The sequence below is a fragment of the Paenibacillus sp. JT22N12 genome (genome assembly GCF_056269365.1).
In genome coordinates this window covers 23,153-45,929 of record NZ_JBWDNU010000024.1, presented here as the reverse complement: position 1 = coordinate 45,929, position 22,777 = coordinate 23,153, and the positions used below count along the sequence as shown (strand labels likewise).

Annotated in this window: 16 protein-coding genes and 1 pseudogene; 13 read left to right on the top strand and 4 right to left on the bottom strand. The window is 52.9% G+C overall.

Annotation, left to right across the window (positions count from 1 at the left end; all coding sequences use genetic code 11):
• Nucleotides 1-285: 285 nt before the first annotated feature.
• The 10 genes from AC0YOA_RS36885 (at nucleotide 286) to AC0YOA_RS36840 (ending at nucleotide 10,914) form a co-directional block, all read left to right on the top strand.
• On the top strand, nucleotides 286-1,248 hold the full coding sequence (locus AC0YOA_RS36885; RefSeq protein ID WP_475790742.1) for a helix-turn-helix transcriptional regulator: 963 nt from the start codon (nucleotides 286-288) through the stop codon (nucleotides 1,246-1,248).
• 429 nt (nucleotides 1,249-1,677) lie between these two features.
• Complete coding sequence (locus tag AC0YOA_RS36880) at nucleotides 1,678-2,811, top strand: BMP family lipoprotein (RefSeq protein ID WP_475790741.1); 1,134 nt, start codon at nucleotides 1,678-1,680, stop codon at nucleotides 2,809-2,811.
• Nucleotides 2,812-3,045: 234 nt separating this feature from the next.
• Nucleotides 3,046-4,569, top strand: a complete 1,524-nt coding sequence (locus tag AC0YOA_RS36875) for an ABC transporter ATP-binding protein (RefSeq protein WP_475790740.1) — start codon at nucleotides 3,046-3,048, stop codon at nucleotides 4,567-4,569.
• Nucleotides 4,566-5,642, top strand: a complete 1,077-nt coding sequence (locus AC0YOA_RS36870; RefSeq protein WP_379113480.1) for an ABC transporter permease — start codon at nucleotides 4,566-4,568, stop codon at nucleotides 5,640-5,642. The genes AC0YOA_RS36875 and AC0YOA_RS36870 overlap by 4 nt, the downstream gene beginning before the upstream one ends.
• Before the next feature lie 3 nt (nucleotides 5,643-5,645).
• On the top strand, nucleotides 5,646-6,602 hold the full coding sequence (locus tag AC0YOA_RS36865; protein ID WP_210038632.1) for an ABC transporter permease: 957 nt from the start codon (nucleotides 5,646-5,648) through the stop codon (nucleotides 6,600-6,602).
• Between the two features lie 205 nt (nucleotides 6,603-6,807).
• Nucleotides 6,808-7,734, top strand: coding sequence for a sugar-binding transcriptional regulator (locus tag AC0YOA_RS36860; RefSeq protein ID WP_210038919.1), 927 nt, complete (start codon nucleotides 6,808-6,810; stop codon nucleotides 7,732-7,734).
• A 177-nt stretch (nucleotides 7,735-7,911) separates the two neighbouring features.
• Nucleotides 7,912-8,889, top strand: coding sequence for a 3'-5' exoribonuclease YhaM family protein (locus AC0YOA_RS36855; protein WP_210038633.1), 978 nt, complete (start codon nucleotides 7,912-7,914; stop codon nucleotides 8,887-8,889).
• A gap of 363 nt (nucleotides 8,890-9,252) precedes the next feature.
• Complete coding sequence (locus AC0YOA_RS36850; protein ID WP_475790739.1) at nucleotides 9,253-9,702, top strand: SH3 domain-containing protein; 450 nt, start codon at nucleotides 9,253-9,255, stop codon at nucleotides 9,700-9,702.
• A gap of 12 nt (nucleotides 9,703-9,714) precedes the next feature.
• Nucleotides 9,715-10,422 (top strand): AIM24 family protein, encoded by a 708-nt coding sequence (locus tag AC0YOA_RS36845; protein ID WP_379113482.1) that lies wholly within the window; start codon nucleotides 9,715-9,717, stop codon nucleotides 10,420-10,422.
• A gap of 66 nt (nucleotides 10,423-10,488) precedes the next feature.
• A complete protein-coding gene (locus AC0YOA_RS36840; RefSeq protein ID WP_475790738.1) occupies nucleotides 10,489-10,914 on the top strand; it encodes a GTP pyrophosphokinase in 426 nt (141 codons plus the stop codon).
• An 84-nt stretch (nucleotides 10,915-10,998) separates the two neighbouring features.
• Here AC0YOA_RS36840 and AC0YOA_RS36835 read toward each other — a convergent pair whose 3' ends face one another.
• The 4 genes from AC0YOA_RS36835 to AC0YOA_RS36820 form a co-directional block, all read right to left on the bottom strand.
• Nucleotides 10,999-11,880, bottom strand: coding sequence for a 3'-5' exonuclease (locus tag AC0YOA_RS36835; protein ID WP_475790737.1), 882 nt, complete (start codon nucleotides 11,878-11,880; stop codon nucleotides 10,999-11,001).
• Nucleotides 11,881-12,096: 216 nt separating this feature from the next.
• Nucleotides 12,097-12,951 carry an SDR family oxidoreductase gene (locus tag AC0YOA_RS36830; RefSeq protein WP_475770285.1) on the bottom strand — a complete coding sequence of 285 codons (855 nt, stop codon included), beginning with the start codon at nucleotides 12,949-12,951 and terminating at the stop codon, nucleotides 12,097-12,099.
• A complete protein-coding gene (gene uxuA, locus AC0YOA_RS36825) occupies nucleotides 12,948-14,042 on the bottom strand; it encodes a mannonate dehydratase (RefSeq protein ID WP_475790736.1) in 1,095 nt (364 codons plus the stop codon). Before uxuA ends, AC0YOA_RS36830 begins: the two co-directional genes overlap by 4 nt.
• Before the next feature lie 19 nt (nucleotides 14,043-14,061).
• Nucleotides 14,062-14,742 (bottom strand): GntR family transcriptional regulator, encoded by a 681-nt coding sequence (locus AC0YOA_RS36820; protein ID WP_210038639.1) that lies wholly within the window; start codon nucleotides 14,740-14,742, stop codon nucleotides 14,062-14,064.
• A gap of 106 nt (nucleotides 14,743-14,848) precedes the next feature.
• Between AC0YOA_RS36820 and uxaC the strand changes: the two genes are divergently transcribed.
• The 3 genes and pseudogenes from uxaC to AC0YOA_RS36805 all read left to right on the top strand — a co-directional run bounded on the left by uxaC (nucleotide 14,849) and on the right by AC0YOA_RS36805 (nucleotide 22,667).
• Nucleotides 14,849-16,249 carry a glucuronate isomerase gene (gene uxaC, locus AC0YOA_RS36815; RefSeq protein WP_475790735.1) on the top strand — a complete coding sequence of 467 codons (1,401 nt, stop codon included), beginning with the start codon at nucleotides 14,849-14,851 and terminating at the stop codon, nucleotides 16,247-16,249.
• A 133-nt stretch (nucleotides 16,250-16,382) separates the two neighbouring features.
• A pseudogene (locus tag AC0YOA_RS36810) lies at nucleotides 16,383-16,580 on the top strand (NAD(P)-dependent alcohol dehydrogenase); the annotation flags it as partial.
• A 390-nt stretch (nucleotides 16,581-16,970) separates the two neighbouring features.
• Nucleotides 16,971-22,667: a choice-of-anchor I family protein gene (locus AC0YOA_RS36805; protein WP_475790734.1), complete on the top strand. Its 5,697-nt coding sequence runs from the start codon at nucleotides 16,971-16,973 to the stop codon at nucleotides 22,665-22,667.
• Nucleotides 22,668-22,777: the final 110 nt, after the last annotated feature.

Below are 22,777 nucleotides of genomic sequence, written 5' to 3'. Positions count from 1 at the left end.
GTGTCCAGAGGGCCGGGGCCCTTGGGGTCCCTCCTCAGGAGGGATTTAGGGAGGGAAACAATCATAAACGCATCTCACTCCCGCCAACGTTATGATGGGACGAAGTCCACCAGGCGGCACGGGAGCGTTAAATGGAAGTGTGTCCCGCAAGGGACGAAAACGATCTATGCAGGCTGTAGCTAACAAGCGATTCTCTGTAACACAGACGTTATGCCATTCCGGGTGTCCAGAGGGCCGGGGCCCTTGGGGTCCCTCCTCAGGAGGGATTTAGGGAGGGAATTAATCGTGTCAAAAGCCGACAATATGCTGTCCATCCTGTGGCTGCTCAAAACAAAGAAGCGGATTACAGCCAGGGAGCTCGCGGAAAAGCTGGAAATCCATATACGCACCATCTATCGTTATATTGATGCTCTATGCGCAAGCGGAGTTCCCATCATCTCGGATTCGGGGCACAACGGCGGCTACAGCCTGCTCACCGAATTCAATGAGGCTCCGCTGCTTTTTGACATGAATGAGCAGAAAGCCCTCATCCATGCGGCGATCTTCGCGCAGGAGGCGGGGTATCCGTTTGGCGAGTCGCTGACAAGCGCAGTGGCGAAGCTGAAGAAGTATACCAATGAGGAACAGTTGAATCTGATCAACCGCCATGAAGCGGGAATCGATGTGATCAGCACGCCCTACAATGGTTTATTAGAATCCGTGCTGCAGGAGCTTGAGCTATCGGCGGCAGGCGGCTTTACGCTGCTGATGCTTTACAGGAAATCGCACGGCAAGCAGCCCGAACCGCGATCGATTGATCCTTACGGCCTTGTCCTGTGGAAAGGCAAATGGTATATCGTCGGCTACTGCCATCTCCGCCAGGCGGTCCGCAGCTTCCGGGTGGACCGGATTCACGGCATTTCCCGGACCGGAGCTGTGTTCGAGCGTCCGGAGGATTTTTCAGCGCGGGCCTTTCTTCTTCAGGATCTGCTTCCCCGCTCCGGGCATGCGGAAAATCTGGTTTCCGTCCGGATTGAAGGGATAGAGCAATCCATTAATGATTTATGCGATCATTGGCTGTTCGGGCATATGCTCGTCGACCGTTCGGAGCGCCATGTCCATGTGAGGATGGAAGAGAAAGCCCTTGTGATGGTTCCGCATCTGCTCATGCTGTATGGGCGGTCAGTCCGGATCGTGGAACCTCGCTCCCTGCACGAAAGGCTGATTGAAGTAACCTCGGAGCTGCTGGATTATTATAAAAAACAGTAGCCTCACGGTTTCGAGCGTCTGCCTGTGCAGGCTGCCATCCTACAACATTTGCGTTTGTCGAACCGGCAAACGTTTATTCGTCATGGCTTGCGGGGTATTCATAATCAACTGTAATTTTCCTTATTTATCCTCTATTAGGTAAATGATATGGTGAATAAAATGTTACTTACATGTCATATTTATGCATCGAGTTCTCAAGAGGCTAAAACAGATACGATTTGTCCCGCCTAAATTCCTTGAAATTCGACAGTGAAAAATAAATTTTATATGTAATATTAGTTTACAAATAGTGTGATGAGTTTTATATTTAATACAGATCAAACAAATGGCAAATTAGCGATTTTACAATTGTTCAATTATGGGGGAAGGGAGATTAGAGAAGAATAAAGAGCAAGGCCCGTGAAAAATATGAGATGGGGAGTAGAGACAATGAAAAAAAGTTTATTTACTTTGGTTCTGGTTATGATAGTGGCTGCCTTTGCGGCCGGATGCGGAAACGGCAATAACGGGGGCGGCTCGGATACAAACGCGGGAACAAATGAAGGCAATGGCGGGAACGCGGCCGAGCCGGCTGGATTTAAGGTAGGCATGGTAACGGACGCCGGTACGATTGACGATAAATCGTTTAACCAGGGTTCCTGGGAAGGTATTTTGCGCGGAGGCGACGAGTTCGGACTGGAAACCAAATATTTACGGCCAACGGGAACAACGGAAGCGGATTATTTGAAGGAAATGGGCAATCTCTACGATGCGGGCTACAAATTTATCGTGGCGCCGGGCTTTAAATTTGAAACGGCGATCTTTGCCGCTCAGGACAAGTATAAGGATGCCAAATTCGTCATCGTCGACGGAACGCCGCATACGGCTGAGGATCCGACTCCGGTAGTGAAGGAGAATACCGTGTCGATCTTCTTTGCGGAGCATGAGTCCGGATTTATTGCCGGCGTGGCAACAGCGCTGCAGCTCAAGGAAGCGGAAGCGGGCTTTATTGGCGGAATGGAGATTCCGTCTGTACAGAAATTCAACTGGGGCTTCCAGCAGGGCGTCAAATATGCCAACGACAATCTGGGTACCAAGCTGACGATCAAGCCGGAAAATGTAGTTTATCAAGGGAGCTTCGACGACGTAGCTGCCGGTGGCCAGCTGGCTGCACAGATGTATGACCGTGGCGTTAAAGTCATCTTTGCCGCTGCCGGTGGTGTTGGCGTGGGCGCCATTAACGAAGCGAAGACCCGTGTCAAAGCCGGGTCTGACGTATGGGTTGTCGGAGTAGACGTGGATCAGTTTGCCGATGGCGTCTATGAAGGGGAGAAATCGGTCATCCTGACTTCTGCCATGAAGAAGATTGACCAAGCCTCCTATGACATGGTCAAAGCGGAGAAGGAAGGAACATTCCCGGGTGGACAAACCTTGACCCTCGATATCAAAAACGACGGTGTAGGGCTTCCGGCCGAGAACCCGAATCTAAGCGATGACACGATTGCGAAGGTCGGCGAGGTAACGGACAAACTGAAAAGCGGTGAAATTACAGTAGCGGCCGAGCAGGGCAGCTTAATCAAGTAATGGCCGCATTTGCCCAATAGACCGGAAAAGAGACGGGAAACTCCGTCTCTTTTTAAATTATTTAGCCTGTTTAAGTTTCAAACCTGACCTTTTCTGCTATCTTTGAGGGAAGAAGCATTTTTCAAACGATCAGAAGGTATAAAATTTGGTTTTCTTCTTGAACGCTCTTCGAATTAACGGAATTACGCCGCTTCGTTGCATTTACGTGTAATTTTAGGAAAGGAGTCGTGCGGTATGGATTTTGTCGTGGAAATGATCAATATCCGTAAAGAGTTCCCCGGCGTGGTAGCCAATGACGATATTACGCTGCAGCTCAAGAGGGGCGAAATTCATGCGCTGCTTGGCGAGAATGGGGCGGGGAAATCCACGCTCATGGGCATTCTGTTCGGCATGTATCAGGCGGATCGCGGGACGATCACGGTTAATGGCAAGAATGCGAAGATCACAAGCCCCAATGTGGCGAACAGGCTGGGCATCGGTATGGTGCATCAGCATTTCAAGCTGGTCGGCAATTTTACGGTAACCGAGAATATTATACTGGGCAATGAGCCCTCCAGGGGCTTCGTGCTGAACATTGCCAAAGCTGCCCGCCGGATCGAGCAGCTGTCAAAGCAGTATGGGCTGAACGTTGATCCGCATGCGCGGGTCGAGGACATTTCGGTTGGCATGCAGCAGCGGGTAGAAATCCTCAAGATGCTTTATCGCGATGCGGATGTATTGATTCTGGACGAGCCGACGGCGGTTTTGACGCCGCAGGAAATCCAGGAGCTGGGCCGGATTATGCTGAATCTCATTGCAGAGGACAAGTCGATCATTCTGATCACGCATAAATTGAAGGAAATCAAAGCTGTGGCCCACCGCTGTACGGTAATCCGCAGGGGAAGGACGGTCGGGACAGTCGATGTCCGCTCGACCAGCGAATTGAAGATGGCCGAGATGATGGTCGGGCGCAATGTGAGCTTCCAGGTGGAGAAAGAAGCGAGTACTCCAGGTGATGTCCTGCTGAAGCTTGAGGATCTCTCTGTTTATAATAACAAGAACAGTCAGGCGTTAAAGGATTTCTCGCTGGAGGTGCGCGCCGGTGAAATTGTGGGCATTGCCGGAGTCGAGGGGAACGGCCAAACCGAGCTGGTGGAAGCCATTACGGGGCTTCGCAAGGTGCGCGGCGGGACGATCACGGTTCAAGGGCAGGATGTTACGAACCGGACAATCCGGGAGCGGATCCACAGCGGAATCGGCCATATTCCGGAGGACCGGCAGAAGCGGGGACTGATTCTCGATTATACGCTGGAGGAGAATATGATTCTGGAGATATACAATGATGCTCCATACTCCCGCAGGGGAATTATGAACAAGTCCGCCATTCGCAAATATGCTGCTAGCGTCCTTACAAGTTACGATGTCCGGTCCGGCAAGGGCCCTCTCTCCCTGACCCGCTCGCTCTCCGGCGGGAATCAGCAGAAAGCGATTATCGGGCGGGAGATTGAACGTAATCCTTCGCTGCTGATTGCCGTACAGCCTACACGGGGGCTGGATGTCGGCTCCATTGAATATATCCACAAACGATTGATTGAGCACCGGAACAAAGGAAGAGCCGTTCTGCTCATCTCTCTGGAGCTGGATGAAATTATGAATGTCTCGGACCGGGTCGCCGTTCTGTATAACGGTGAGCTGATGGGTATCGTGAAGCCGGAGGAGTCCAATGAGAATGAAATCGGGCTGATGATGGCAGGCTGGAAAGAAGGGGATGAACAGTGAGAAAAATCATCATATCCCTGCTGGCCGTTCTGTTCGGCTTATTGGCAGGCGCGCTGCTGATGATCCTGACCGGACATCAGCCGATGGAAGGCTACAGATTCCTGTTCGAAGGCGGGCTGAAGAACCCGGAGCGGATCGGGAATACGCTTGCTACGGGAACGCCGCTGATTTTTACGGGATTGTCGGTTGCCTTTGCCTTCCGGACAGGCCTGTTCAATATTGGAGCGGCCGGACAGATGCTGTTCGGAGGCTTTTGCGCGACGGCTGTCGGATTGAATCTCGATGTCTCGAGACCGCTGCTGCTGCTGCTCATGATTATCGCCGGATTCCTGGGCGGAGCCTGCTGGGCGTTTATTCCCGGCTTGTTGAAGGCGCGGTTCAATGTACATGAGGTAGTCTCGACCATTATGATGAACTGGATCGCCTATTGGACCATTTATTATGCCGTGCCTTACTACTTGAAGGCGGAATTTCTGGAGACGGAATCAAGGCCTCTGCCAGCGCATGCATCCCTGCAGGCGCCATTTCTCTCCGATATGTTCGGCGGTTCCTATGTGAACCTGGGTCTGTTTCTTGCTGTCATCGTCGTGATCGTCATTTCCTTTATCATCAATAAAACTACGCTTGGCTACGAATTGAAAGCCGTTGGCTTCAACCGGCATGCGGCTGAATATGGCGGGATGCCGGTTAAACGGAGCATTATTTTGTCCATGGTCATCTCCGGCGGATTGGCCGGACTTGGCGGGGTTGCGCAGTATGCGGGCAACAGCTCGAATATTCAAATCGGGGTTCTGCCCACGCAGGGGTATGACGGCATTGCGGTTGCTCTTTTAGGCGCGAACTCCCCTGTCGGCGTGCTCGTGTCAGCCCTCTTCTTCGGTCTGCTGTATTCGGGAAGAGGCTTTATGAACGCGATGACGGAGATTCCGCCGGAGATCGCGGATTCCATCATCGCCATCATTATCTATTTTGCGGCGACGAGCGTGCTGATGGACCGGCTGATCAGCTGGCTGAAGGCAAGGCGCCGCGCGCCTGCCGATGAACGGAAGCTGGAAAGAAAGGAAGGGGGATAAACGATGTGGACCACGATTGAACAAATTTTTCCCTATGCGATTATGTTTACGATCCCCCTTCTGATTACGGCCTTGGGCGGCTTGTTCAGCGAGCGGAGCGGGATTGTCAATATCGGCCTTGAGGGGCTGATGGTCATCGGCTCGTTTATGGGCGCCTTCGTGATTTTCAAGCTGCAGACCGCATGGCCGGATCATCCGGTTGCCGCGATCTGGGTGGGGCTGGCTGCGGCACTGGCGGCCGGTGTGCTGTTCTCTCTGCTGCATGCCTTCGCCAGCATTCACCTGAGCGCGAATCAGGTCATCAGCGGAACAGCCATCAATATGATCGCCGGGGCGCTCACGGTTTTCCTCGCCAGGAATATAACCGGAAGCGGCAATATCCGCATTACAAGCGGATTCCAGCCGTTTAATGTGCCCCTGTTGTCCAAAATACCGGTTATCGGCGATTTGTTGTTTACCAAGACCTATCCCACCACCTGGCTGATCCTGCTGCTGGTTCTGCTCGGCGGTTTTGTATTGAAGAAAACGGCGTTTGGGCTCAGGCTCAGAGCCTGCGGGGAATATCCGCAGGCCGCGGAGGCTGCAGGCATCAACGTGAGAAGGATTCGCTATATGGGCGTGATGATCTCGGGCGCATTCTCGGGACTTGGCGGAGCGGTCCTGCTGGTGACAATCGCAGGCGAGTTCACCGGAACAGTTGCGGGGCTTGGCTTCTTGTCCCTGGCGGCTTTAATATTCGGGCAGTGGCGTCCGCTCGGCATCCTTGCGGCTGCGCTGTTCTTCGGTTTTGCCAGCACGGTAGCGAATGTGTCGCAGGTTATACCGGCCTTGTCCGTATTCCCGCCTGTCATTCTGAAGGTATTTCCTTATGTGGTGACATTGATCGCCCTGGTGCTGTTCTCCAAGTCCTCGCAGGCTCCGAAGGCCGCGGGCGAGGTGTTTGATTCGGCCAAGCGGTAACGGGCGACGCCAAGCGGTGCCAATGGAGGCGAAAATAAAGAATAGCGGCCGGTGATGGACTGGCGGAGCAGGTGGAAGCAGCAGCGGTCAAAAAGACAGCTCCACTTAGGCGATCAAGGCCTGTTCACCGGTCTTCTGTAGAGAACAATAGAGGAAGAGTTGAGGTGCAGTGACTGAAGAACGATTGCAGGATAAAAGGGGCAAAATGCTTGATGCGGCGAGAATGTACTATCAATTGGACTACAGCCAGCAGGAAATAGCCCGGCAGTTCGGAGTTTCCCGGCCGACCGTAAGCCGCTTCCTGCAGCAGGCCAAGGAAGAGGGGCTTGTGCAGATCCGCATTGTGGACCCGCTGGAAAGCCATGATTCTATGGCCAGGCAGCTGGAGAAATCCTTCGGCGTCGAGAAGGCGGTGCTTGTGTCCGTACCGCGTTATGATGATGCCATCGTCAAGAAATATCTGGGGGAGGCAGCGGCGGAATATCTGGATTCCATCATCAAGGACGGGGATGTGATCGGCACTACATGGGGCACAACGCTGTATGAGGTCGCGCTCAATCTGAAGGACAAGCATGTACGGAATGTGAAGGTTGTTCAATTGAACGGAGGCGTCAGCCATTCGCAGACCCAGACCTATGCGTATGAAATCGTCAGCCTGTTCGGCCAGGCCTTTCATACGGCCCCGTATTTTATTCCGCTGCCTGCTATTGTCGACCACCCCGTGGTGAAGCAGACCATTGAGCAGGACCGGCATATCCGCAATATACTGGAGCTGGGCAAGCAGGCGAATATCGCCATCGTCACGGTGGGCGCGCCAACCGAGGATTCGGTGCTGATCCAGGCCAATTATTTTACCGAGTCTGACCTTCGTCTGATCGGAGAGAAGGGCGCAGGCGATATATGTTCCCGTTATATTGATCAGACAGGCACACTCTGCTCGGAGGAACTGAATGAGCGGACGATCGGAATCGACCTGGAGCAGCTCCAGATCAAGGAGAAATCGATTCTTGTCGCAGGCGGTCCAAGCAAAGTGGACGGCATATACGGAGCGCTGCGCGGCAAATATGCCAATATTCTCATAACCGATATCTTCACGGCGAAACATTTGCTGGAACGGGACGGTTCTGCCTGAGCCGCAATGGGGAACGGGAAGGCGGCTGCAGCACTTTTTTTCCCCGGCTGGATAGACTTTCATAGTATAATAACCCTAACCATTCCTACGGATGCTCTCTTGTCTCTTATTCTGCCATACGTAAAGCCAGGGACAAGGCGAAGCAGCCGAAGGAAGCTTTAGGAGGACTTGCCTGATATGACGCTTATTAAAGAACTGAATTCGCAAGACGAGTTTGTCGGCTTCTATTTGCTGAAGGAGCTGGAGGTCAAGCAGACGAACGGCACGCCCCCCAAGGATTATTTTGATATTGTGCTTTGCGACTCCAGCGGCCAAATGCCGGCCAAGTACTGGGATGTCACCGGCACGGACAAGGAAACCTTCTTCCCGATGGGGCTGGTCAAGGTGCAGGGCACCGTTCTGACGTACCGGGAGAGGCTGCAGATCAAGATCTCGCGCATCCGCAAAACAGAGCCTGATGACGGCGTGAATATCACCGATTTTATCCGTTCGGCGCCGATCCGGCCGATTGATCTGGTTTATACCATCAAGCAGGCTATGGAGAGCATCGGGGACCCGGAGATCAAAACCATTGTCGCCTTCTGTATCGCCAAAGTGGAAGAGAAACTGATGCATTATCCGGCGGCCAAGACGCATCATCACGCCTATTTCGCCGGACTTGCCTATCATATGGTTCGAATGCTCGAATTAGGAGAGTTTATCTGCAAGCAGCGCCCGTTCCTGAATCCCGATCTGCTGCTCGCCGGCATCATTCTGCATGATATCGCAAAGCCCGAGGAGATGATCGCGCAGCTTGGCATCGTCTCCGATTACAGCGTACGGGGGAAGCTTATGGGCCATATCTCGATGGCATCCAGCTGGATTACGGAAGCGGCTATCCTGAAGGGAATTGCGCTCGACTCCGACCGCGTTCTGGCTCTCCAGCATCTGGTCCTGTCCCATCACAATCTGGGAGAGTGGGGCAGTCCCGTTCAGCCCCAGACGGCAGAGGCGGTTGCGCTCCATCATATCGACGCTCTGGATGCCAAGCTGCAGATGGTTGAGGATGCGCTCGATACGACGCCGGAGACGGAGCCATGGACGCCGATGATCAGAGGGCTGGAGAATAAAGCCGTCTATCGGACGAACATTCCGCGTGCTGTGCTGGAATCCTGATATTTCTTGTCTAAAGTTTAAAGGTGAAACAAGTCCGGTGCATCCGGTCAGGTTTCACCTTTTTTTGACCTTATAGCAGCGAAGAACCTTGATTTGTCGTCAAGAGGAGGGGCATTAACCGTTTTTTCTTGCTGTTTTTCATCTGGCGGGCGGAAAAATTGGGAATAAAAGGTAATGTTTTGTAAAACCGCCATTTCGCGTGCTGTCGAATTTTGGGTGGGTCTGAAACAAATGCAGCTGTATATGCGTAATAGACTATAGTCAGATTTTACAAGTTTATCTGAGAGATTGTGAGATTGATAGACGGTATTGCTGTTTCGATGCCATGGTTTTTGCGAATGCGTTGGAAGGGAGGTCTGCCGTGTGGGCGTTGTGAAATGGGGCTTGTCGCTATGCTGTGCCGTTCTGCTGGCATGCGCTGTCTCGAATGTTGCGTATGCCGGCTTTATGGAGAATGTGAAAGGGATTTTTCAGCTGCCGGACGAGGTGGATGAGCTGCGCGAGCAGTATGACAGCACGAAGACGCAGCTCGATGAGGTTACGAAGCAGTCGCAGGAAACCATCGAGCAGTACCGCCAGGCGGAGGAACGGCTGCATGAGGAGAATGTGAAGCTGATGGAGCAGAACGAGAATCTCGCCAAACGCAATGACGAGCTCTCGCAGGCCGTTATTTCCCTTCAGGCTTCGGAAGAAGCGCGGACCGCCAAATCCAGACGCATATGGTTCTTTATTTATTCCGGTATCGGCTTGCTGGTGCTCTACTTCCTCTCGGGCAGATTGCTGCGGCTGCTGCTGCGAAGCAGACAAGCTTAAGAGGGGGCGCGGATGGAAATCATATCTCGTATGGGGGGCGCGGCTGCCAGCCAGCAATCAGCGGTCGAACTGCAGCTCCGTGAAGGGGATGCCGTTCATGTGCTTCACCCCCAGCAGATTGCGGCGTTTCAGGGCCTCTCGCGTCAGCGTGAAGACAAGTTTATGAATATGCAGGGGATTTACCGGAAGAAGAAGCTCATCAAATCAAAGCTGTCCGGGCCGTCCAGCCTTATTCTCGGCCTGCCCGGCGGTTATATGCTTCATTGCATGGAGCTTGACGGCGACAGCAGCTTGCTGTTTGATTTTCGCCATCTGTTGTTTTATACGGAAGGCATCGAGATGAAGAGCGTGCTGCAGAGCTTCAAGAATGTCGTGGCCACCAAAGATATTATGCGCATGAAGTTTCAAGGCCATGGCGCAATCGGACTTATTTCCTGTGGCCCCGTGATCGAGATGGAGCTGGATCCGGTTACGCCCTCTTTCATCGACAGCCGTGCATTGATCGCTTTTCCAAGCCATGTCGGGATTGATCTGAGCGTATACGGCAACCATCTGGCCAGCCAGCATATGAGCTACCAGTGGAAAATGACCGGAACCGGCAAGGTTCTGCTGCAGGTCGGCTGGCCGGATGCGGGCCTGGAGCAGTTCATCGGCCAGGATAGTCTGGTCAAGCGGCTGCTGCGGGAAATTGTTCCGTTCGGTGGCATTTGGTTCAAGTAATTTGGAGGATACGAAGCTGATGGATGATCGCACCTTCAGCTCGCTTTACATTAGGAGGGAACGGCTATGGATATTCTGACCAAAGCTATCATTCTTGCCGCACAGGGGCATGACGGCCAAACGGACAAGGGCGGTGAGCCTTATATTCTTCACCCGCTTCGGGTGATGCAGTCGGCAAAGGGGGAGGATGAGCGGATCGTGGCTGTGCTGCATGATCTGGTCGAGGATACCGGTTATACGCTCGCTCATCTTGCCGGGGAGGGCTTCCCGGACGAGATCGTTCAGGCTGTGGGTTGTCTGACCAGAAGAGATGGCGAAGCCTATGATGCCTTTATCGATCGGATAAGGGTGAATCCGTTGGCTTCAAGAGTCAAGATCCTGGATATTAGCGATAACATGGATCTGGGCCGGATTGCTTCGCCAAAGCAGGAGGATCACGATCGGCTGGACAAATACCGCCGCGCGCTTGTTGCGCTGAATCAGAGTGAATAGAAGTTCCCCCATAAAACGCCAAAAAACTGTTGCTGAGTAACAACAGTCGGGATCTGGTGTGTTTATCATGCCTGGAGCCGTTGATTATTCTTGTTCTTGCTTGCCAGCATCATCGCTGGAGGATTCAGCGGAAGGCGGGTTGGTCTCACCGGCTGGAGCTGCGGGTGCGGGTTTCTGCTTCTGAGGCTGCTGACTTTCAACCACGGTATCAAAATAGGCCTCAAGCTCGGCAGCCTTACGCGGATCGGTCAAGGTTACCTTGTCTTTCAGAAAATGCTCGAGGATCAGCTCCCATTGGGGAACCACCCGCTGCGCTTGCATGGTGCGGACCGCGTTCTTGACCATACGCCGTTCCTTGGCATTGGAATAGACATCCTTGAAGTGCTGGGCCTGGGAGAAGTCCAGCCTTGGGGCAACCGCCCGGAATACCTCTGCGGTCATACGGGCATCATCAAGGGCGCGGTGCGCCGAGCCTTCGGGGGTAATGCCCAGCTGTACCAGCGCGGCTTCGACGCTGACGTCATTGGTGAGCTTCTGATCTCTCAGGAAACCCTTCAGCAGATCGAAGGCCAGCGCCTTCATCCAGTAGGAATCATCCAGCTTGTGCATGCGCGTATCGTATATAATCCGTTTCAAATCCTCGCCGCCCCAGGTAAGGAGCATATACGTTTCGCTGCGGTCCAGCCAGCGGATAAAGTCGGCAATTACCGTCCGGAAGCCTGAGGCCGCATCGATATCTTCTTGGGGAATGCCGGTCTTTCCCTTAATAAAGCTGTTCAGCTTGGAGAAGTAGACGGGCTTGATCAGCGCAGAAAATTCATCCACCTGCCGGTAATCCGCAGTAAGCCGCACCGCGCCGATTTCGATTACCTCCATCGGCTTGTCGCTGGCGAATTTCCGCCCGTTGAATTCAATATCCAAAATAATGTAGTCCGTAATGCTCGCCTCCGATTTTATTGAGCGCATAATCCCTTGACAGCTTGTGTCTTTCGCTCCTCAAGGAACTTATGCGTGCTTACTCCACAATAGCATGTTTGGATGCCTCCGTCGAGAATCGGGCGGGGAGGCAGGCAAAAAGAAAAACGGGCGGCAAGCGCCCGTTTCGGTAATGGCTGATCCATCAGCAGATGAATCGGCCATTACATTTATGATGAGTGAAATTATGGCATTCGTTGAAATGGATCATACTCCGGAATAAGCCATGAAACCGCCGTCGACAGGAATGGTAGTTCCGGTAATAAAGCCGGACATGCTTTCATCCGTCAGCCAGAGCAGCGTGCCGAGCAGATCCTCGGGCTTGCCGAAGCGGCGCATCGGCGTATGGGAGATGATTTTGTGGGAGCGGGGAGTCAATGAACCGTCCTCATTCGTGAGCAGCTTCTCATTCTGTTTGGTCAGGAAGAAGCCGGGGGCGATCGCATTCACGCGGATGCCGGATTCCGCCAGATGGACCGCCAGCCACTCGGTAAAGTTGTTGATTGCCGCTTTGGCGGCGCTGTAGGCGGGAACCTTGGTCATCGGCGAGAATGCGCTCATGGATGAGATATTGATAACCGTCGCACCCTGCTTGCCAAGCATCTGGCGGGCGAAGGCTTGTGTCGGAATGAGGCTGCCGATAAAATTCAGATCAAGCACGCTGCGGAAACCCGTTACGCTCAAGTCAAAGAAAGAAGTCACGCCGGGTGCGTCCACGTCCTCGGGATTAAACAGCTCATTCGTCGTGATGGCTGCCGGCTGGTTGCCGCCTGCACCGTTGATCAGAATATCGCAGGAGCCCAGCTGCTGCTGTACAGCCTCGGCGGCCTGCCGGACGCTGTCGCTGTCGGTCACATCGCAGGAGAGAGCGATCGCTTCCCCTCCGGCGGCCGCAATCTCCGCGGCAACGGCTTCCCCGCTTGACAGCGTCCGGTTCAGCACGGCGACCCGCGCTCCCTGACGGCCCAGCTCAAGCGCCAGAACCCGGCATAATACGCCGGCTCCGCCTGTAACGACGACGACTTTTCCCTGCAGGGAGGGGTGAATAGGTAATTGGTTCATGAGTAGATCTCCTTTTCCTGTTTTTGGCTGGAAGCGCTCTTGACGTATGCGTCCCATAAGCCCCATAGATACATGATGCCGAGCGCGCGGTCGTACAGACCGTAACCGGGTCTGCATTGCTCGTCCCAGAGGTGCCGGCCGTGATCAGGACGGCAGTAGCCCTCATAATTATTTTCGTGATAGGCCTGCACCACACCTGCAATATCCACGGTCCCATCCTGGGTGCGGTGCGAGGTTTCGATGAAATCGCCGTTCTCGAATACGCGCACGTTGCGGATATGCGCGAACGCAATACGGTCGGCAAATTCATGAATCATGGCTATGATATCATTGTCCGGATTGGCCCCAAGCGAACCGCTGCACAGCGTCAAGCCATTATAGTAGCTGTCGTGCAGCTTAAGGTAACGGCGCAGATTGTCCCGGCTTGTAATAATGCGCGGCAGTCCAAAGATCGGCCACGGCGGATCATCCGGGTGAATGGCCATCCGGATGTTATGCTCGGCGGCGAAAGGTATGATTTCATCCAGGAAGTACTTTGCGTTATCCCACAGGTTTTCCTCTGTTACGTCCCTGTAGGCTTCGAACAATCCTGTCAAATACTGCAGCCGCTCTGGCTCCCAGCCCGGCATGGTAAAGGCGGAATTCTCATTGATCCGCTTGACCAGCTCGAAGGGGTTGAGGTTGTCGATCTTGCTTTTCTCATAGAACAGCGCCGTAGAGCCGTCAGCCGTCTGCTTGTGCAGATCGGTGCGCAGCCAATCGAATATCGGCATGAAGTTGTAGCAAATCACCTCAACGCCGACCTGTGCCAGCTTGGCGATGGTTTTCTTATAATTCGCGATATACATATCGCGGCTTGGCAGTCCGAGCTTGATATCCTCGTGAATATTAACGCTCTCCACGACCTTGGTATGCAGACCGGCCGCATCGGCTGCCTCCTTGACCTTCATAATGCCTTCCATGGGCCATTCTTCACCTGCAGGGACGTCATGCAGCGCCCATACAATGCCCTCTGTCCCCGGAATTTGCTTGATATAATGGAGCGGGACGGTATCATTGCCTTCGCCGAACCAGCGGAATACCATTTTCATCGTGCAGATTAGCCTCCGTTCATTTGAAATAGGATGGGAATTTCTCTTTCAGCAGCGCCTGATCGGCAATTGTGAGACTCAAGTGATCCTTCATGATCCTCTCGGCCCGGTCGGCATCATGCTCCTGGATGGCCTCTACCATATGCAGATGCTGCTCGTAGAGGTGATCCCAGTGATGGTCGGCAGCCAAACGCAGCATGCGGCTGCGGTTCAAATGGATGTTGATTTGCTGGATAACCGCCCAGGTGTTGCTTTTCCTGCAGCCTTCGAAGATGGTGCGGTGAAAGGCCTCGTCAAGCTCGAACATGGTACGGTAATCCTGCTTATCGATACAGGCCTGCTGCTTGGTGAGATTCTTCTGCAGCGCCTTCAGCTGTTCATCCGGAAAGCTGTCCGAGCAGGCCAGCCGGATGACGGCGCGCTCCAGCTGCTCGCGCATAAACCGCGCTTCCTCCACAAGCTCAAGATCGATCAGCGAGACGAAGGTGCCGCGCTGGGGGAGGATCTCCAGCAGTCCCTCCTGGGCCAGACGCACGAAGCTTTCACGAATCGGCGTCCGGCTGACATTGAATTTAAGGGAAATTTCCTTCTCCGAAATACCGGTGCCGGGAACAAGCTCCAGCATCATAATTTGCTCCCTCAGCGCATGGCTTACGGCATCGCGGGTGGAGGTAGTTTGAGGCTTCATCGTAAAAGTCATGGGTTCACCTCCCTGGATTGTAAGTTAATGCTTCCATACTACCATACAAGTATGGTAGTATGGAAGCGGATTCTTTAATGCGGATATTAACTTTAGGAGGTCTACGATGTCATTTATTCATGAGGATTGGCTGCTTCAGAGCAAGAGCGCTAAGACGCTGTACCACGATTATGCAAAGGATATGCCGATTTATGATTTTCACAGTCATTTGAGCCCTAATGAAATCGCTGTCAATAAGAAATACCGCAATATGGCCGAGATCTGGCTCGGAGGCGATCATTACAAGTGGAGAGCGCTCCGCTGGCTGGGCGTGGAGGAACGCCTCATTACCGGAGATGCTCCAGACGAGGACAAATTCATGGTCTGGGCCCGTTCGGTACCGGATACTGTCGGCAATCCGCTTTATCACTGGACGCATCTGGAGCTCAGCCGTTATTTCGGCATAGACGAGCTGCTGACGGGCGATAATGCGCGCGATATCTGGAACCGGTGCAATGAGCGTCTGCAGGATGAGGATATGCGGGCGAACGGGATTCTGAAGCGGTTCGATGTCAGAGTCGTCTGCACCACCGATGATCCTATCGACGAGCTGGCGGATCATCAGCAGATCCGCAGCGATAGCGCGATTGAAACGGCTGTTGCGCCAACCTTCCGTCCTGACCGTATTCTGAATGTTGGAGACAGCGGATTTGGGGATTACGTGAACCGGCTGAGCGGGGTTACACAGCTTCCGATTACGCAGTATGATCAATTCCTGGAAGCGGTTGCTTCAAGGGTCGATTATTTTCACAGTCATGGCTGCCGCATGTCGGATCATGGCTTCGAGATGCTTCCTTTTACGCTGCCAGACGAGCGGGAAGCGGCGGCGATCTTCCAGCGGGCTCTGCAGGGCGAGGCGGTATCGCAGGAGGAAGTCATCCAATACCAGACCTACACGCTTGTGCAGCTTGGCCGGTTGTATAACCAGCATGGCTGGACGATGCAGCTTCATATCGGAGCGATACGCAATAATAATGCCAGAATGTTCGCTCAGCTTGGCAAGGACACCGGCTACGATTCGATACTGGATTTTCAGCTGGCAAGGTCGCTTAACGGGTTTCTGGGTAAGCTTGATAGCAGCGGCGAGCTGCCGCAAACGATTGTCTATACGCTGTATTCCGCGCAGTACGAAGCGATTGCTTCCGCTATCGGCAACTTTCAGTCGCCCGGCGTAAGGGGTAAAATCCAGCTCGGCTCAGGCTGGTGGTATCATGACCAGAAGGACGGCATGCTGCAGCAGATGAAGGTGCTTTCGAATGTCGGTCTGATCAGTACTTTCGTGGGCATGCTGACCGACTCCAGGAGCTTCCTGTCGTTCACGAGACATGAATATTTCCGAAGGGTGCTGTGCAACCTGCTTGGCACATGGATCGAAGACGGCGAGCTGCCGCGCGACTATGCGTTTATCGGGAAGCTGGTCCAGGATATCTGCTTCAATAATGCCGATAGATATATCCGCATCCAATAAGACTTTCGTTCAAACGGCCTTGAGGCATCACATATGCCAGGGGCCGGTTTTTTTTGACCTTATAGCATGTATGAGTTTCACGTCTGTACATATGTCTATTAGGTCTAAGGGAAGAAACGAACTGCGCCGCCACAATGAGATCGATATTTACGGCGTGTTCCGCTATGCGAATACATACCCGATGGGGATCGGGTTTCTCGCATCCGGCATGATCGACGCCAAATCGCTTATTACGGACCGCTATCCGCTTGCAGAGGCGAGGGATGCGATGGAGCGTGCAATACATAACAAGAGCGGCAGCTTGAAGGTTATGGTTTATCACAACGAGTAATAGCCAATAGGATAGATTCGGAAGAAACGTCAGGATGAGCATCCTGGCGTTTTTTGTGCGCTATATAACGTTTATAAGTTTAACCTTTACAAAAGGGTCTGAGGGAAGAAACCTGCTGCGCCGCCGGATGGCGATAATCGCTGCTTCTTGAAATACCCGGGAGCATAAAATATATCCTACCTTTTTTTGATATTTTTGAGGAAGAAGCTAATACTGCCGCCGGATGATGATGATAACAACTCCTTCTTAGTTTTGCCTGCTCCTTATTATTCTATCAACTTCATCTTTCATGTATTTTTACAAAACCTTAAAAAAAGAAGGGCGGCTGCGTTAACAAAAGACTACTACAATAAATGGGATTATTAAATATAAATGGGGAGTGATAGTCTTTTGAAACAAAGAGGGAAGAAATTACTTTCGCTACTGCTAGCAGCCGAAATGCTTGCCGGTTCCGTATTCGCTGGCGGCGCTGCCATGGCTGCAGAAGGTCCGATCGTAGGGACGCCTTACACAAACGGTACTTATGATGTTACTGTGCCTCACGTCATTATCAATCAGATTTATGGCGGTGGACGTGAATTGGATGACGAAATCGTGGTTTCCAATGGTTTTGTCGAGCTTTATAATCCAACAAACAGTCCTGTTTCCCTGGAGGGCTGGTCGCTGCAGTATGCCGATAATGGAATTCCTGGCACCACCGATAAAAGCGACACGGCTGGCGGCGTAACAGGCGATTGGGAAAAGTTTGATCTTACGGGGACGATTCCCGCGCATGGTTTTTATCTAATTAACGGCAAAGCAACGGGCGCTGCTGAAGCGAGGCTTGTGACTACAGGCAAAGAAGATCAGTTCTTCGACCGGTTTATTAACAATAAAGGCATGAAGGTTGCGCTCATGAGCGATCAGACCCAGCTTGAAGAAAAGAACCCTTTTGTTTCAAAGTCATCCAACTATGTAGATATGGTGGGGACTGGAAGCAATGACAAGGACAGCAAGATTGATGGCTATGAAACAGCTTATCCTAGCGGAAAAACAGAAGGAACCTCTAAGAAATTAGCCATACGTCGAGTGAACTTTAGCGATACGGATAACAACAAAGTCGACTTTAAGCAGCTGAGTTACGACGAAGCCGATGATGAGACCCTTGCATCTATGGGGCCGCGCAACAGTGAAGGCTGGTTCCAGGTCGTTCCGCCGCTTGGTATTTCGACCTTATCCCTCCCGGGTGCCAATGTCGGCTCTGCCTATTCGGTGACGGCAGCTGTATATAACGGCAAGCCTCCTTATACATTCAATGCGACCGGATTGCCTGACGGTCTTAGCATGAACGCATCAAGCGGCAACATTAATGGTACGCCTAGCAAGGCAGGCACCGCTTCGGTGAAGATTACCGTAACCGACAGCGCATATTCTGCCAGTATCGAACTCCCGATCACGGTTAATGCCGCTCTGCCTCCCGCAATTGAGGACAAGCTGAGCGTTGAGAAAATCGGCGAATACCAAGTTGGAGAATCGAACGAAGACGGCGGCGTAGCCGAAATTGTGAAATATAATAAAGACAATGGCAAAATGTATGTCGTCAACGGCTCCAGTACGCCGCCAAGCCTGGATATTGTGGCCCTTACAAACGATGAGGAACTGACAAAAGAGAAATCGGTTCTCGTCAAGAACCTCTCGGAAGTAGATGGGTTCGAATATGGCGACTTGACCAGTGTAGATGTCAACACCGCGACCAAACGTGTGGCGGTAGCGATTCAGGAAGCTGATTCCATGAAGCCGGGCAAGATTCTTGTGCTTGATTATGACGGGAATTTGCTGACCAGCTACCCAGCGGGCGTACAGCCGGATATGGTGAAGTATACAACCAACGGTAAATACCTGATGACGGCGGATGAAGCTGAACCCCGCAATGCACCTGACGATCCGAATGGCAGCGTGACGATTGTGGACACAACAACGGGTGTGTCGACGCAAGTGGCGTTCAACAACACGGCAGTGATTGACAACAACGTGCACATTCGGGGCGAATCCGGCCCAGACGGCCAAATCACCGGCAGCGGAACGAAAGAAGATGCAATCTTCGATCTGGAGCCAGAATATATCGCACTTTCGGCGGATGAGACCAAAGCCTATGTCTCCTTGCAGGAAGGCAACGCCATTGCAACGATAGACATCGCAGGCAAAACGGTCGATTCCATCAAAGGTCTGGGACTTAAGGATCTTAATGATCCCAAGAACGCTCTGGATTTGGTAGAGGATGGCGAGATCAACCTGGAGAACGTGCCTTTCTCGGGCATGTACATGCCTGACGGCATTGCCACCTACAGTGCGAACGGCAAGCAATACCTGTTCACAGCGAATGAAGGGGATGCGACAGAATGGCCAGTCGACGCTGATGAGCTGACCAGAACAAATGCAACGAAAATTGAGGATATCAAAGACGGGCTGAATCCTGACTCAGCCGCAGCAAAATTCCTCGATGGAGAAGACAAATACGATGACGTTGAAGTCGTCAGCGACATGGGCAATGACGGTGTTTATTTGTATGGTGGACGTTCGTTCTCCATCTGGGATACAACTAACATGACGCAAGTCTTTGACAGCGGCAGCGATTTCGAGAAAATCACCGGACAGCGCGTTCCTGATAATTTCAACGCAAGCAACAGCAAGACCGATATGGATGACAGAAGCCCTAAAAAAGGTCCTGAACCGGAGTATGTGTCTGTTGGCCAAGTGGGCAGCAAAGCCTTCGCCTTCGTGGGACTTGAGCGCGTCGGCGGCATCATGACCTACGATGTGACGGACCCGACGAAGCCTGCCTTCGCCAATTACATCAATACGCGCGACTTCTCCAAGGGGATCGAAACGGATGCCGGTCCTGAAGGTCTGGAATTCATTCCGGCTACGGAAAGCCCTACAGATCTTCCGCTTCTGCTGGTCGCGAATGAAGTAGGCGGAACGGTGGCTGTTCTTCAATTGAACGTGACCAAAGTGACGCTGGACAAGTCCGAGCTTGCATTGGTGCCGGGCGGAGAAGGCGCGAAGTTGACTGCTGCTGTAACACCAGCGGGCGATAGCGCACCAACGGTAACCTGGACCTCCTCTAATTCAAGCATTGCCGAAGTAGATGCGAACGGATTTGTAAAACCGGGCTCCAAAGAAGGCACAGTCGTCATTACCGCGCTTAGCGCTGACGGTTACGGCGTTGCCGAAGCGACAGTGACGGTGAGCGACGGTTTCTGGAACCTGACCGTTATGCATACGAACGATACGCATGCACATCTGGCGGACGTTGCCAGACGGGCAACGCTTGTGAACCAGGTGCGCAGTGAAGGCGGCGACAGCCTGCTGTTCGATGCGGGCGATGTATTCTCCGGCGATCTGTATTTCACCAAATGGTTTGGTCAAGCGGATCTGTCCTTCATGAATTACATGGGCTATGACGCCATGACCTTCGGCAATCATGAATTTGATGCCGGCACAGATACTCTGAAGGATTTCGTGAGCAAAGCCAATTTCCCGCTGCTCACATCGAATATTGATTTCAGCAAGGATGCCAACATCAGTCCGCTGCTCAAAGCGCCGGCAACGATTGACGCCAGCGCAAAGAAATCAACGGATAACGCAGGCGTATATCCTTATATCATTCTGAATGTGAGTGGTCATAAGGTTGGCGTATTCGGCTTAACAACCGAGGACACCAAGGAAACTTCAAGTCCCGGCAAGGATGTTGTGTTCAACGATGCAACCAAGTCTGCCAGGGATACGGTTGCCGCTCTTAAAGAGCAAGGCATTGATGTTATCTTCGCCTTGTCCCATCTGGGCTACAACCGCGACAGAGATCTGGCTCAGGCTGTCGAGGGCATCGATCTGATCGTTGGCGGACATACCCATACGCTGCTGGATAAACCAGTTGTCGTACAAGGTGATCATGCAGCGCCAACGGTTATCGTACAGGCGAACGAGTGGGGCAAATTCCTTGGCCGCGTCGATCTGGCTTTTGATGATCAGGGCGTAGTCATGACGGGTGAAAATCTGCTTAAAGGCGGTCTGATGACAGTTGACGCAACCGTAACGGAGGACGAGGCTGCCAAAAACATGCTCGCTCCATACAATGCGGATCTTGAAGAGCTGAAGAAGCAGGTTATCGGCAAGACGACTGTCGTTCTGAACGGCGAACGCAATGATGTCCGCGCGAAGGAAACCAATCTGGGGAACTTCATTGCAGACGGCATGCTGGCCCGGGCGAAAGAACTCAAAAATGCCGATGTGGCCATCATGAACGGCGGCGGTATCCGTACTTCAATCAAACTCGGCGATATTACGATGGGCGATTTGCGTACGGTTATGCCTTTCGGCAACACCTTGTATGTGCTTGATGTAACGGGTCAAGAACTGAAGGACGGGCTGGAGAATGGAGTCAGCGGCGCGAAGCTGGGCGATCTGCCGGGCAAATTCCCGCAGGTGGCAGGCATGCGCTTCAAATGGGACCCGAACCAGGCCGCAGGAAGCAAGGTTTTTGATTTGCAAATCAAGACAGAATCGGGCTACACCGCGGTTGATCTGACGAAAACATACCGTTTGGCAACGAACAGCTTTGTCGCTCTTGGAGGAGACGGATATACATCCTTCGCCAAAGCGATTGAAGAAGGCGCGTACCATGAGGATCTGGGCTATCCGGATTATGAAATCTTCATCCAGTACATGACTTCGCTTGGCGGAACCATCTCCCCAGCGGTCGATGGCCGTATTACGGAGCAGGCGAAGCCGACAGAAGGAAACGGAGGTTATTACCCGCCACCAACACCTCCTGTAACGGAAGAGCCGGATCAAGAGCCAGCTGCAGGAACGACTGAATTGCCTAAAGCTGCCCTGCAGGTGACCAAAGGAACGAATGAAGCAGGTCAAGCGCTCAATCAGGTAACAGTTAAGGCAGAGGATCTGCAAGCTGCCCTTGCGGCTGCATTCACGGCAGCAGGAACAGGCAAGCAGGCGGAGCTGGTCATCAACATGCAGGATCTGAGCGGAGCAACGGAAATTACGCTGCCTGCGGAAGCGCTGAATGTTGGGGCAGACAAAGCCGGTCAAATGACGATCAGAATTGAGACAGGAGCAGCAGCCTATAACCTGCCGCTGAATGTTCTTAATCTGTCCGAAGCCGGCGCGCTCGGCAATGTGAGCGTCCGCGTATCCATTGCACCAGTAAGCGATGCTGCCCTTGCCGCGCTGACCAGTAAAGCAAATTCCATGGGAGCGCAGCTGGTCAACAGCACTTCGCTGGAATTCGAGGTTGTACTGGTTACGGGCAATGAAGAAGAAGAGCGGAACGATTTTGGCACCACCTATGTATCCCGCATCATTTATCTGCCAGCCTCAACGGATTTGAACGGCGGAACGGCTGTTATGGTTGACCCGGTTAGCGGCGAGCTCGTATTCGTACCGAATGTCGGAACGACGCTGAACGGCAAACCGGCGGTTGAAATGAAACGTCCGGGCAACAGCACCTATACCGTCATCAAATACAGCAAGAGCTTCGCTGATTTGAATGGACACTGGGCCAAGAATGAGATTGAGGACATGGCGTCCAAGCTGATTGTCAAAGGTATGGACGACACTCATTTTGCACCAAACAACGCCATCACCAGAGCGGAATTCACTTCCCTGCTCGTTCGCAGCCTGGGGCTGACAATGGGCAAAGGCTCGGCTTCGTTCGAGGATGTTGCTTCGGATGCATGGTATGCAGGAGCGACAGAAGCGGCGGTTAAAGCCGGACTGGTCAACGGCATGGAGCCGGGCAAATTCGCGCCAACTGCGAATATTACCCGTGCAGAGATGGCCGTAATGATCGCCCGCGCAATGGAAATGGTCGATAAGGCCAATGCTGCAGGCAATGCGGCTTCGCTGAGCAAGTTCACCGATGGCGCCTCCATTCCGGATTGGGCGTCCGCACAAGCGGCGCTGCTCGCGGACAAAGGCATCATGCAAGGCGACACGAAAGGCGCTTTCGCTCCTGCAAACAAAGCAACCCGCGCTGAAGCGGCACTGATTTTGGAGCGGACGCTGAAAGAATTGAATTTCATCGACTAAGTGATTCCGGTCCGGCTGATGCCGGACGGAGCTTATAGGGTTAATATGGGAAAAGGGATACTGCGGCTGTGCCGCGGTATCCCTTTTTTTAGTCTGAGAAAGACTGGTTA

What these genes read in the sequence shown, in the direction of transcription:
- AC0YOA_RS36835 (WP_475790737.1), bottom strand. Translation starts at nt 11,880, where the DNA reads ATGCGCTCAATAAAATCGGAGGCGAGCATTACGGACTACATTATTTTG.
- AC0YOA_RS36830 (WP_475770285.1), bottom strand. Translation starts at nt 12,951, where the DNA reads ATGAACCAATTACCTATTCACCCCTCCCTGCAGGGAAAAGTCGTCGTC.
- AC0YOA_RS36875 (WP_475790740.1), top strand. Translation starts at nt 3,046, where the DNA reads ATGGATTTTGTCGTGGAAATGATCAATATCCGTAAAGAGTTCCCCGGC.
- AC0YOA_RS36865 (WP_210038632.1), top strand. Translation starts at nt 5,646, where the DNA reads ATGTGGACCACGATTGAACAAATTTTTCCCTATGCGATTATGTTTACG.
- AC0YOA_RS36860 (WP_210038919.1), top strand. Translation starts at nt 6,808, where the DNA reads ATGCTTGATGCGGCGAGAATGTACTATCAATTGGACTACAGCCAGCAG.
- AC0YOA_RS36840 (WP_475790738.1), top strand. Translation starts at nt 10,489, where the DNA reads ATGGATATTCTGACCAAAGCTATCATTCTTGCCGCACAGGGGCATGAC.
- AC0YOA_RS36855 (WP_210038633.1), top strand. Translation starts at nt 7,912, where the DNA reads ATGACGCTTATTAAAGAACTGAATTCGCAAGACGAGTTTGTCGGCTTC.
- AC0YOA_RS36880 (WP_475790741.1), top strand. Translation starts at nt 1,678, where the DNA reads ATGAAAAAAAGTTTATTTACTTTGGTTCTGGTTATGATAGTGGCTGCC.
- uxaC (WP_475790735.1), top strand. Translation starts at nt 14,849, where the DNA reads ATGTCATTTATTCATGAGGATTGGCTGCTTCAGAGCAAGAGCGCTAAG.
- uxuA (WP_475790736.1), bottom strand. Translation starts at nt 14,042, where the DNA reads ATGAAAATGGTATTCCGCTGGTTCGGCGAAGGCAATGATACCGTCCCG.
- AC0YOA_RS36820 (WP_210038639.1), bottom strand. Translation starts at nt 14,742, where the DNA reads ATGACTTTTACGATGAAGCCTCAAACTACCTCCACCCGCGATGCCGTA.
- AC0YOA_RS36845 (WP_379113482.1), top strand. Translation starts at nt 9,715, where the DNA reads ATGGAAATCATATCTCGTATGGGGGGCGCGGCTGCCAGCCAGCAATCA.